Here is an 11,942-nt window from a genome sequence, read left to right as displayed (position 1 = left end):
TCGCTCCCACAGGAGATATGCATTTATCCATAAAAAAACCGGGCGGCTTTAAGGGCCACCCGGTTCTGGGTGAAAGGTTACAAATGCGATTCGGCGTATTCGGCCAGGATCGAGCGAGGCACCCCTTGCAGGGTGATGTGCACACCGTTGGGGAAATCCTTGAAGCGTTCGGTCAGGTAGGTCAGCCCGGAGCTGGTCGCGGACAGGTATGGGGTGTCGATCTGCGCCAGGTTGCCCAGGCACACCACTTTGGAACCGGCGCCGGCACGGGTGATGATGGTTTTCATCTGGTGCGGCGTGAGGTTCTGGCATTCGTCGATCAGGATCAGGCTCTGCTGGAAGCTGCGACCACGAATATAGTTGAGCGATTTGAACTGCAACGGCACTTTGCTGAGGATGTAGTCGACGCTGCCATGGGTGTTTTCGTCATCCATGTGCAAGGCTTCGAGGTTGTCGGTGATGGCGCCCAGCCAAGGCTCCATTTTTTCCGCTTCGGTGCCGGGCAGGAAGCCGATTTCCTGGTCCAGACCCTGCACGCTGCGGGTGGCGATGATGCGGCGATAACGTTTGCTGACCATGGTCTGCTCGATCGCAGCGGCCAGCGCCAGAATGGTTTTACCGGACCCGGCGGCGCCGGACAGGTTGACCAGATGAATGTCCGGGTCAAGCAACGCATACAGCGCCAGACTCTGATAGATGTCGCGCGGCTTCAGCCCCCAGGCCTCTTGATGCAGCAGTGGCTCCTGGTGCAGGTCGAGGATCAGCAGGCGGTCTTCCTGGATTTCCTTGATCCAGCCGACAAAGCCCTGCTCGTCGATGATGAACTCGTTGATGTGCACGGCCGGCAGGTTGTCGATCAGTTGTACCTGATGCCAGGTGCGGCCGTGGTCCTGACGGGTTTCGACCTTGCTCACGCGGTCCCAGAATGAGCCGGTCATGTTGTGGTAGCCGTTGGGCAGCAGGGACACGTCATCGACCAATTGGTCGGTGCTGTAGTCCTCGGCGTCGATCCCACAGGCGCGCGCCTTGAGGCGCATGTTGATGTCTTTGGTGACCAGCACCACCGGTTTTTGCGGATCGCGGGTATGCAGATCAATCAGTTGGTTGATGATTTTGTTGTCGTTCAGATGCTCGGGCAGAATCAGGTTCGACTCGGCCTGCTTGCTCATCAGAATTGACAGCAAGCCCTTCGGCCCGCCCTTGCCACGCTGGATCGGCACGCCCAGCTCAACGTCTTCAGGGGACGCATCGCCCAGGGTCTTGTCGATCAGGCGGATCGCCTGGCGGCATTCGGCGGCCACGCTGTGATGGCCGCTCTTGAGCTTGTCCAGCTCTTCCAGCACGGTCATCGGGATGGCGACGTGGTGTTCTTCGAAATTCAGCAGGGCATTTGGATCGTGAATCAATACGTTGGTATCGAGTACATACAGGATTGGCTGGTTGGAGGAAGGGCTGCGTCCGTGATCATCCATACTCGGTCACCTTTGTGGGAGCCATTCGACGCAATACCGTGACAGTGCTGCGCCTCGAGGTGACTGCCGAATTCATCCACGAGGGTCTGGATGAACTGCACACAATAGGAGTCTGGGAAGACGCCACCTGTGTCGCAGGTTTCGGCGGTCTGTCTTCGTAATACTCCAAAACCGATGACATAAAAAAGCACTTTGACGGTTTTTTTAAGTTTATTTTGCAGAGTGACGAAAAGCCCTTGGCGGACTCCCCGTACCCCGCTAAAGTCGGAAGTCCGCCTGCATCGAATTCCTCCTGAAAATTACCCCAAGCCCAATGTTTCCGGGCTTTTTGTCGTTTCTCAACGAAACGCGTCCTGACAGTCTTCCCAGCCGATGCCGCTCTGCGCAGTCTGGGTGATCAGCCACGGTAAGGACGTCTTCACCGCATCCTGTTTCATGTTGAAATTGATCACCCCGTGCCGCCACAGCAGCATCAGGGTCAGCACCCGCTGCGCGCTTGCAGGGCCTTTGAGCTTGCCGGCACCGTCCTGGGCATCGATGTCCCACAGCGCCACTTGCAGGCCCTGGCTATTGAAGAAACCTTGTGCGTCACTGCGGCGCTGGCCATCCGGCGGACGGAACAGCGGCACGTAGTTTTCCGGCAGTTTGTTCTTCACCAGATCGGCGCTGCGCCGCACCGAATCCTGCCAGTCCTGCCAATGGCTGTGGGAGCGGAACTCCCAGCCCTGCACGCCAACGCACTGCCGGGAGAAACTCGCCTGCAGGCTGCTGACCGAGCTGCCGGTGAGTCGCGCCTGAATATCCTTGCCCAAGACAAAGAATGTCCCGCTCAGATTGGACTTGCGCAGGTATTCGGTCAGCCAGTCGGTGTTGTCCGGTTGCACGTTGGCGGCGCTGTCGAACGTCAGCAGAAACAGCCGGTCGTGCATGTCGTCGCCGTTGCGCTCGTAGTCGCCGAAACGATCGAATTCGCTACTGGTTTGTGGCGACAGCGCGGCCTTGCGCATCAGCTCGTCGAGGTACTGCAAATGGAAGATCCGGCTCGGCTCGGCCCACTTGGTGTAATAGCTGTCGTCGCTGACGACGAACTTGGCCGCCTGCTCGCGCAGGGTCGGCAGGTCTTCGACGAGGAAGCAGAACGAGGCGTCCTGATCGCAGCTTTGCTGGGCGTGGTTGTAGTTGGCGAGCAAGCGCTGCCAGAGGCGCTGGCGCAGCTGATTGACCGCATCGATATTGACCGTGCGCAGGCCCAGGCGCTGGGCCAGTGCCGCCTCGTCGATGGACTCGGTGCCGAGCAGGCCGCGAGCGAACATGAGGATTTCCGCCCGCGACGCGACGTCGAACAGGGTCGGGTTGCTGAGCTGCTCCGGCCAGGTCGTGCGATCCAGCGTCGCCGCATCACCGGGCGCCGCCATGGCGCCGAAGCTCAGCAGCCACGCGGTGAATAAAAGAACAATGCGCAAAGGGATGTCTCCATAACAAAACCCGCGCGGCACTATAGCTGATCCTGCCCTATTCCCCTCAGCCACGGATGATCGTTCCCACGCTCTGCGGGGTAACGCCTCCCCGGACGCTCCGCGTCCGACGACTGTGACGCAGAGCGTCACGGGCTGCATTCCCACGCGGAGCGTGGGAACGATCATGTGAATCCGCTTTCGCGAGCAGGCTCGCTCCCACAAGGGGTTTGAGTTAAGCCGTCGATCACCTATGGGCTTGATAGCTGGAGTCAACAAGGACAACCCCCTAGAATCGCCCCCACTATTAAAGGAGACGACTTCATGCTGATGGTGATTTCCCCCGCCAAGACCCTCGACTACGAAACACCGCCGGCGACCCAGCGCTTTACCCAGCCGCAGTACCTCGACCATTCCCAGGAATTGATCCAGCAGTTGCGCGAGCTGAGTCCGGCGCAGATCAGCGAGTTGATGCACGTGTCCGACAAAATCGGTGGCCTCAACGCCGCGCGTTTCGGCAGTTGGACCCCCAACTTCACCCCGGAAAACGCCAAGCAGGCCCTGCTCGCCTTCAAGGGTGATGTGTACACCGGCCTCGACGCGCAGTCCTTCAGCGAGGCGCAATTCGACTACGCGCAAAAGCACTTGCGCATGCTCTCCGGCCTTTATGGCCTGCTGCGGCCGCTGGACCTGATGCAACCCTATCGCCTGGAAATGGGCACCAAACTGGCCAACGGCCGTGGCAAGGATCTGTATGCGTTCTGGGGTACGCGCATCAGCGAGTGGCTGAATGAAGCGCTGGCCGATCAGGGCGATGACGTACTGCTCAATCTTGCATCCAACGAATACTTTTCTGCGGTCAAGCGCAGCGCCCTGAATGCGCGGATCATCAACACCGAGTTCAAGGATCAGAAGAACGGCCAGTACAAGATCATCAGTTTCTACGCGAAGAAAGCGCGCGGCCTGATGAGCCGTTTTGTGATCCAGGAACGCATCAACGACCCGGCTCAGCTCAAGCAATTCGATGTACAGGGTTATCGCTACAGCGCCGAACAATCGAAACCTGACAATCTGGTGTTTTTGCGCGACCACGCCCCGGAATAAAGCATGCCCTTTGCACGACTCTTTTCCTCCAGAGTCGTGCAGTCCGCCCGAAGTCAAAATTCCCCCGCTGCATATCGCCAAATTCATGGCGCCAATAAAACCACACACTCTTTTCTAATTTTAGTTTCACTCGACACTGAAGTTTTTTTTCAGTAGTGGCACTTAAATTTTTTACCCGTAGTGGCACAAAAATATCGACCCCGGTTTCGCCCCGATAACTAAAGGGCGAAATCGTTAGTGCTATCAGTTTGCACCCAGTGCCATCCTCATCAATATTTCAAAAAATTTCGGCTGGCACGATGAGCGGGCTGGAACTATGTCCAAATGCGTTGCTCATACCACCGGTAACGATTCTCGCCGAGTTTGTACGAGATAACTTACGCAGAGCTGATAGCCATGTAACCAAGTTGTCACAGCAACTTGCCTGAGTGACTAACTAGTCTCAAAACAATCGAAGGACAGGAGATACGCACCATTAATATCCCCTACAAAGGCCAAGGCCGCGCCCCTATAAACGTGCTCGCCTGAGCACCTAACTGCTTGATTTACCGGCTCCCTACCGGACGTCGAGCAGGCTACACGACTGCACTAGAGTCTTCCCGCACGGAAGATCGGCTGCATAACAGGGCAAGTCATAACAACAAGGCCTAGTTGCGCACATCTTGAGTGCACTTATTAGACACTCGGAACTTTGTATGCCTGCACACGGCATTGTGGCGCCTGTAAGCCGCACTTCCGAGTGCACTAGTGACCGCTGAACACCATTAACTCCGGCCTTCTAAGGCCTGATATATACAGAGGTAATTGCGATGCGCATCAGCATATTTGGTTTGGGTTACGTTGGCGCAGTATGTGCCGGTTGCCTGTCTGCACGGGGCCATGACGTAGTTGGCGTCGATGTTGCCAAAGACAAGATCGACATGATTAACGCCGGCAAATCGCCGATCGTTGAACCGGGCCTGGGTGAACTGTTGCAACAGGGTATCCAGACCGGTCGTCTGCGCGGCACGACCAACTTCGCCGAGGCGATTCGTGATACCGACCTGTCGATGATCTGCGTCGGCACGCCAAGCAAAAAGAACGGCGACCTGGAACTGAACTACATCGAGGCCGTGTGCCGCGAGATCGGTTTTGTCCTGCGTGAAAAAACCACCCGCCACACCATCGTCGTGCGCAGCACCGTGTTGCCAGGCACCGTGGCCAACGTGGTCATCCCGATTCTGGAAGACTGCTCGGGCAAGAAAGCCGGCGTCGATTTCGGCGTTGCGGTCAACCCGGAATTCCTCCGCGAATCCACCGCCATCGCTGACTACGATCAGCCACCGATGACCGTTATCGGCGAGTTCGATACCGCCTCGGGCGACGTTCTGCAATCGCTGTACGAAGAACTCGACGCCCCGATCATCCGCAAGGACATCGCCGTTGCCGAGATGATCAAGTACACCTGCAACGTCTGGCACGCGACCAAAGTGACCTTCGCCAACGAGATCGGCAACATCGCCAAAGCGGTCGGCGTCGATGGTCGTGAAGTGATGGAAGTGGTTTGCCAGGACAAGACTCTGAACCTGTCCCAGTACTACATGCGCCCGGGCTTCGCCTTCGGCGGTTCGTGCCTGCCCAAAGACGTGCGTGCGCTGACCTACCGCGCCGGTTCTCTGGACGTCGAAGCACCGCTGCTCAACTCGCTGATGCGCAGTAACGAATCGCAAGTGCAGAACGCTTTCGACATCGTTGAAAGCCATGAAAAACGCAAAGTCGCCCTGCTCGGCCTGAGCTTCAAGGCCGGCACCGACGACCTGCGCGAAAGCCCGCTGGTCGAACTGGCGGAAATGCTGATCGGCAAGGGTTACGACCTGAGCATCTACGACAGCAACGTCGAATACGCCCGTGTCCACGGTGCGAACAAGGACTACATCGAATCGAAGATTCCGCACGTATCGTCCCTGCTCAACTCCGACTTCGACTCGGTGATCGATAACTCCGACGTGATCATCCTCGGCAACCGCGACGAGAAATTCCGTTCGCTGGCCCAGGAAGCGCCGCAGGGCAAGCAAGTCATCGACCTGGTGGGCTTCATGTCCAAGGCCACCAGCGCCGGTAGCCGCACCGAAGGCATTTGCTGGTAAGGCAAGCCTCAAGCTTCAAGCCGCAAGCAAAAGCAACACGCTTGCGGCTTGAAGCCTCCATCACCTTCGGATGACGGTTATGACCAAGCTCAAACATTTTTTTCTGCAATCAGCCGGCTGGCTTTTTTATCTCAGTCTGCTGATGGGCCTGGCCTTGATGCTGCCCACGTCCACATTCGACTCCGAGTCGAAGGACTTCATTTTCCTGATTGGCGCCGTGGGTATCTGGCGCTACTCGATGGGTGCAACGCACTTTGTGCGCGGCATGATTTTTCTCTACATCGTTTACCCGCACCTGCGTCGCAAAGTACGCAAGCTGGGTAAAGCGGCCGATCCGTCGCATGTGTTTCTGATGGTCACCAGCTTTCGTATTGACGCGCTGACAACCGCGCAGGTCTACAGCTCGGTGATCCGCGAAGCCATCGACTGCGAACTGCCGACCACCATTGTCTGCTCGATCGTGGAAATGTCCGACGAGCTGCTGGTCAAGGCACTGTGGGCACGGATGAATCCGCCGGAGCGGGTCAAGCTCGACTTCGTGCGCATTCCCGGCACCGGCAAGCGCGATGGTCTGGCCTTCGGTTTCCGTGCGATCTCCCGTCACCTGCCGGACGACCGTGCCGTGGTGGCCGTGATCGACGGCGACACCGTGCTCGGCGAAGGCGTCGTGCGCAAGACCGTGCCGTGGTTCCAGCTGTTCGGCAATGTCGGCGGCCTGACCACCAACGAGTTCTGCGAAGTGCGCGGCGGCTACATCATGAGCGAATGGCACAAGCTGCGTTTCGCCCAGCGCCACATCAACATGTGCTCGATGGCCCTGTCCAAGCGCGTACTGACCATGACCGGTCGGATGTCGGTTTTCAAAGCCTCCGTGGTGACCAATCCGGAGTTCATCGCCGACGTTGAAAGCGACTCGCTGCAACACTGGCGTCTGGGCCGCTTCAAGTTCCTGACCGGTGACGACAAGTCGAGCTGGTTCAGCCTGATGCGCCTGGGTTACGACACCTTCTACGTGCCGGATGCCGCGATCAACACCGTTGAACATCCGCCGGAAAAGAGCTTCATCAAGGCCAGCCGCAAGCTGATGTTCCGCTGGTACGGCAACAACCTGCGCCAGAACTCGCGTGCACTGGGTCTGGGTATCCGCCGCCTCGGCGCGTTCACCTCGGTGGTGCTGTTCGACCAGCGCGTGTCGATGTGGACCTCGCTGCTCGGCCTGACCGTCGCACTGATCGCCAGCTTCAAGTACGGCACCGCGTTCATCCTCGTGTACCTGCTGTGGATCGGTATCACCCGCCTGATCCTGACGCTGTTGCTGTCGTGTTCCGGTCACCGCATCGGCCCTGCTTACCCGGCGATTCTGTATTACAACCAGATCGTTGGCGCCCTGGTGAAGATCTACGTGTTCTTCCGCCTCGACCAACAATCCTGGACTCGCCAGCCCACATCCCTGACCCGTGATCTCGCCAGCTTTCAACGTTGGTTCAACACCTGGTCGTCTCGGACCATGACCTTCTCCGCCGGCAGCATTTTTGTCGCCGTGCTGCTGATGATGGTCTGACCCGCTCCTATTGAATTAACAAGGAAATCGCCCCTATGAATACCGCCGTCAACGTCAACGTAGTGCATGAATCCGAAGCCCAGCGCCAGCACGCTCGCGTGAAAATCCCGGCCAAGCTGCGTTTCTTCGGCCCTGACCGGACTCCGCTCGAAGCGCGGGTCCTCGATCTGTCGGCTGGCGGTCTGGCGTTCAACGCCGGGCAGATGCCGCTGACCATCGGCGAGGTGTACAAGGCGCGTCTGCAATTTGTCATCGACAACCTCGGCCTGGCCATGGACGTTGAACTGCAGGTGCGTTCCTTTGACCGCGCCACCGGCCGCGCCGGCTGCCAGTTCCAGAACCTCGAGCCGCAGGACATTTCCACTCTGCGCCACCTGATCACTTCGCACCTGGCCGGCGACATCGTCAGCATCGGCGAAGTGCTGGCGACCCTGCAGCGCGACAACTTCACCAAGGCGCGCAAGAACAAGACCAACGACACCGGCATGACCCCGTTCGGCCGCCTGAAAGCCGTGACCTTCAGCGCCGGTATTTTCGCTGTTGGTCTGGTCGCTGCCGGTTTCATCTTCAAGTCGGTGTACGGCATGTACTTCGTCAGCCACGCGCAGGCCGGTCTGGTCAGCGTGCCGGGGATGAACATCACCATGCCGCGTGACGGCACCGTACAGAGCCTGGTCAAGTCCGACGGCGTTGCCGCCAAAGGCGCACCGCTGGCGACCTTCAGCACCAGCATGCTCGACGTGCTCAAGGGCCATCTGGCCGAAGACCAACTGGCCCCGGCCAAGGTTGAAGAACTGTTCGGCAAGCAAATGACCGGCACCCTGACTTCGCCGTGCGACTGCACCGTGGCCCAGCAACTGGTGGCTGACGGGCAGTACGCGAGCAAGGGCGACGTGATCTTCCAGTTGGTGCCGCGCAACACCCAGGCCAATGTTGAAGCACGCTTCTCCTATCGCCAGTTCGGCGACGTGCGCCCGGGCACCCCGGTGAGCTTCCAGATCGCCGGCGAAGACAAGACCCGCACCGGCAAGATCGTCAGCAGCACGAGCCTGAAGAGCGCCGACCTGTCCTCCGACATCCGCGTGCAGATCCAGCCTGACGAGCCGCTCGACAGCAGCCTCGCCGGCCGCCCGGTGGAAGTGAACAGCGACCGTGGCCCGAACCTGAACTGGCTGATCGACAAAGCCATGGCTGCCGGTCTTTAAGTCGAGGACATGCCTGTGACTACGCATAACTTGAACACACCGCCGACCCTGTGGGAGCGAGCCTGCTCGCGAAAGGGCCAGCGCGGTTTGTCTGAAGTACCGAGTCGACTGCTTCGCGAGCAGGCTCGCTCCCACATGGGATTGATGGTGTGCTCGCTGGCACTGGCAGTTTCTATGGCCGGTTGCGCCGGGCTGCCCGATCAGCGTCTGGCCAACGAAGCGCTCAAGCGTGGCGACACCGCCACCGCTGCGCAGAATTACCAGCAACTGGCCGATCTGGGTTACAGCGAGGCGCAAGTCGGCCTGGCCGATATCCAGGTCGACAGCCGTGACCCGGCGCAGATGAAACAGGCCGAGGCGACTTACCGCGCAGCGGCCAGCGTGTCGCCGCGTGCCCAGGCACGTCTCGGTCGTTTGCTGGTGGCCAAGCCAGGCTCCACCGAAGCCGAGCACCACGAAGCCGAAACCCTGCTGAAAAAAGCCGCCGCCAATGGCGAAGGCAACACGTTGATCCCGCTGGCGATGCTGTATCTGCAATACCCGCACAGCTTCCCCAACATCAACGCGCAGCAGCAGATCGATCAGTGGCGCAAGTCGGGCTACCCGGAAGCGGGTCTGGCGCAGGTGCTGCTGTATCGCACCCAAGGCACTTACGACCAGCATCTGGATGACGTGGAAAAGATCTGCAAGGCCGCGCTCAATACCACCGACATCTGCTACGTCGAACTGGCCACCGTCTACCAGAAACGTGGCCAGGCGGAGCAACAGGCCGAGCTGATCAAGCAGATGCAGGCCGGTTACAGCCGTGGCACCGTCACCGCGCAGCGTGTCGATTCCGTGGCCCGCGTGCTGGCCGATTCGACCCTGGGCAAGACTGACGAAAAAACCGCGCAGGCGCTGCTCGAGCCGATCGCTCCGGGCTACCCGGCATCGTGGGTCACCCTCGCCCAACTGCTTTACGACTTCCCCGAACTGGGCGACGTCGACCAGATGATGAAGTACCTGGACAACGGTCGCGCCGCCGACCAGCCGCGCGCCGAACTGCTGCTGGGCAAGGTCTACTACGAAGGCAAAATGGTCCCGGCCGACGCGAAAGTCGCCGAGGAACACTTCCAGAAAGCCGTTGGCCGCGAAGTGGCCGCCGACTACTACCTCGGCCAGATCTACCGTCGTGGCTACCTGGGCAAGGTCTATCCGCAGAAGGCTCTGGACCACCTGCTGACCGCTGCGCGCAACGGCCAGAACAGTGCCGACTTCGCCATCGCCCAGTTGTTTTCCCAAGGCAAGGGTACCAAGCCCGACCCGCTGAACGCCTACGTATTCAGCCAACTGGCCAAGGCCCAGAACACCCCGCAAGCCGATGAACTGGCAGCGACCCTCGAGGCGCAACTGCCGCCCGAGCGCCTGCCCGAAGCCCGCCGCCTGTTGCAACAGGAACAGGCCAGCCGTGGCGCCCTGAACTCGAACACGCTGCAACTGCACGCCCTGCAAGAAGAAGACGGCGAGGAAAAACTATGAAGCTGAACCCATTCGTGAAGGCCGGTATTGGCCTCACCTTCGCGCTGATCTGGTCTTGCCCGACACTGGCTGCGATGACTGAAACCAAGAACTTCGGCCTGGAAGTGAAACTCACCGGCCAGTCCGAAGACGACCGTGACCTCGGCACTGCCGGCGGCGGTGACGTCAATGGCGTGGGCCTCGACCTGCGTCCCTGGATCTACGGCGAAAGCGGCGCGTGGAGCGCCTACGCGATGGGTCAGGCGGTGACCTCGACCGACATCATCGAGACCGACACCCTGCAACAATCCGACGGCGAACAAGCCACCGACAACAGTGATCGCAAAACCAAGAAGAACTACCTGGCGATGCGCGAGTTCTGGGTCGGCTACAGCGGCCTCACCCCGTACCCGGGCGAGATGCTCAAGTTCGGTCGCCAGCGTCTGCGCAATGACGACGGCCAATGGCGCGACACCAACATCGAAGCGCTGAACTGGACCTTCGACACCACCCTGCTGCGCGCCAATGCCGGTGTTGCCGAGCGTTTCAGCGAATACCGCACCGACTTGAAAGAGCTGGCGCCGAAAGACAAGGATCGCCTGCACGCCTACGCCGACGCTGCTTACCAGTGGACACCGGGCCAGTGGGTCGGCATTCGCGGCCACCACACTCACGATGACGGCAAACTCGATTACGCCGAGCCGGGCGTCCCGCGCGACTCGCTGGACAAGACCGAGAACGGCGACATCAGCTGGATCGGCCTGACCGCTGACAGCGACGCCTACAACTGGCGCAACACCAACACCGTCAACTACTGGGGCAGCATCACCGGCATGAGCGGCGACCGCGACACGGTCAACGCGCTGAACGCCGACGGCACGCGCCCGACACAAGCCAAGCGCAGCGATGACATCAGCGGCTGGGCAGCCGATGTCGGCGTGCGTCTGCGCCTCGATCCGCAGTGGCAAGTCGGCGGTGCCTACGCCCGCGCCAGTGCCGATTACGAACAGAACGGTCTGGAGAGCAACCGCTCCAACTACACCGGTACCCGCTCGCGCGTGCACCGTTTCGGCGAAGCGTTCCGTGGCGAAATGAACAACATGCAGACCGCCACCCTGTTCGGTTCGTGGATGGTCAACGACGAGTACGACGCCAGCCTGATCTACCACAAGTTCTGGCGTGTCGACGGCAACAAGCCGGTCGGCAGCAACGGCATCAATGCGGTGGAAAACAACACCGACGACGTCACCGGCGCGATCCTCTCCAGCACATCCTTGCCGCTTGAAGATGGCAACAAGGACCTGGGTCAGGAAATGGACCTGGTCGTCACCAAGTACTTCAAGCAAGGCCTGTTGCCGGCGGCGTTGAGCCAGTCGATCGACGAGCCTTCGGCACTGGTGCGTTTCCGTGGCGGTGTGTTCAAACCGGGCGACGCCTATGGCAGCCAGGTTGATTCCTACATGCACCGCGCATTCATTGACGTGATCTGGCGCTTCTGATGCAAACCGCCAAGGGAGTGCCCG

8 protein-coding genes are annotated in these 11,942 nt (G+C 59.8%); 6 read left to right on the top strand and 2 right to left on the bottom strand.

The annotated features are described in order from the left end of the window. Positions 1-77: 77 nt before the first annotated feature. Complete coding sequence (locus AB9L16_RS04345; protein ID WP_024011685.1) at positions 78-1,472, bottom strand: PhoH family protein; 1,395 nt, start codon at positions 1,470-1,472, stop codon at positions 78-80. Between the two features lie 338 nt (positions 1,473-1,810). Further along, complete coding sequence (locus tag AB9L16_RS04340; RefSeq protein ID WP_375123756.1) at positions 1,811-2,887, bottom strand: polysaccharide deacetylase family protein; 1,077 nt, start codon at positions 2,885-2,887, stop codon at positions 1,811-1,813. Positions 2,888-3,250: 363 nt separating this feature from the next. Here AB9L16_RS04340 and yaaA point away from each other — a divergent pair, with 363 nt between their 5' ends. From yaaA to AB9L16_RS04310, 6 genes are all read left to right on the top strand, one after another. Further along, a complete protein-coding gene (gene yaaA / locus AB9L16_RS04335; RefSeq protein ID WP_236168109.1) occupies positions 3,251-4,030 on the top strand; it encodes a peroxide stress protein YaaA in 780 nt (259 codons plus the stop codon). Positions 4,031-4,839: 809 nt separating this feature from the next. After that, the gene (locus AB9L16_RS04330; protein ID WP_016771595.1) at positions 4,840-6,156 is read left to right on the top strand and encodes a nucleotide sugar dehydrogenase; all 1,317 of its coding nucleotides are present in this window, start codon (positions 4,840-4,842) and stop codon (positions 6,154-6,156) included. Positions 6,157-6,235: 79 nt separating this feature from the next. Then, a complete protein-coding gene (alg8, locus tag AB9L16_RS04325) occupies positions 6,236-7,717 on the top strand; it encodes a mannuronan synthase (protein ID WP_162098720.1) in 1,482 nt (493 codons plus the stop codon). Between the two features lie 35 nt (positions 7,718-7,752). Beyond that, on the top strand, positions 7,753-8,922 hold the full coding sequence (locus AB9L16_RS04320) for an alginate biosynthesis protein Alg44 (protein WP_024011680.1): 1,170 nt from the start codon (positions 7,753-7,755) through the stop codon (positions 8,920-8,922). Positions 8,923-8,931: 9 nt separating this feature from the next. Beyond that, positions 8,932-10,440, top strand: coding sequence for an alginate biosynthesis TPR repeat lipoprotein AlgK (gene algK, locus AB9L16_RS04315; RefSeq protein ID WP_205900631.1), 1,509 nt, complete (start codon positions 8,932-8,934; stop codon positions 10,438-10,440). After that, on the top strand, positions 10,437-11,918 hold the full coding sequence (locus AB9L16_RS04310; protein WP_041479487.1) for an alginate export family protein: 1,482 nt from the start codon (positions 10,437-10,439) through the stop codon (positions 11,916-11,918). The genes algK and AB9L16_RS04310 overlap by 4 nt, the downstream gene beginning before the upstream one ends. Positions 11,919-11,942: the final 24 nt, after the last annotated feature.

This window comes from Pseudomonas sp. LW8, from assembly GCF_041956865.1.
Lineage (GTDB): Bacteria > Pseudomonadota > Gammaproteobacteria > Pseudomonadales > Pseudomonadaceae > Aquipseudomonas > Aquipseudomonas siliginis.
This window is presented reverse-complemented; position numbering and strand designations above follow the sequence as displayed.

What these genes read in the sequence shown, in the direction of transcription:
- AB9L16_RS04345 (WP_024011685.1), bottom strand. Translation starts at nt 1,472, where the DNA reads ATGGATGATCACGGACGCAGCCCTTCCTCCAACCAGCCAATCCTGTAT.
- AB9L16_RS04340 (WP_375123756.1), bottom strand. Translation starts at nt 2,887, where the DNA reads ATGGCGGCGCCCGGTGATGCGGCGACGCTGGATCGCACGACCTGGCCG.
- yaaA (WP_236168109.1), top strand. Translation starts at nt 3,251, where the DNA reads ATGCTGATGGTGATTTCCCCCGCCAAGACCCTCGACTACGAAACACCG.
- AB9L16_RS04330 (WP_016771595.1), top strand. Translation starts at nt 4,840, where the DNA reads ATGCGCATCAGCATATTTGGTTTGGGTTACGTTGGCGCAGTATGTGCC.
- alg8 (WP_162098720.1), top strand. Translation starts at nt 6,236, where the DNA reads ATGACCAAGCTCAAACATTTTTTTCTGCAATCAGCCGGCTGGCTTTTT.
- AB9L16_RS04320 (WP_024011680.1), top strand. Translation starts at nt 7,753, where the DNA reads ATGAATACCGCCGTCAACGTCAACGTAGTGCATGAATCCGAAGCCCAG.
- algK (WP_205900631.1), top strand. Translation starts at nt 8,932, where the DNA reads ATGCCTGTGACTACGCATAACTTGAACACACCGCCGACCCTGTGGGAG.
- AB9L16_RS04310 (WP_041479487.1), top strand. Translation starts at nt 10,437, where the DNA reads ATGAAGCTGAACCCATTCGTGAAGGCCGGTATTGGCCTCACCTTCGCG.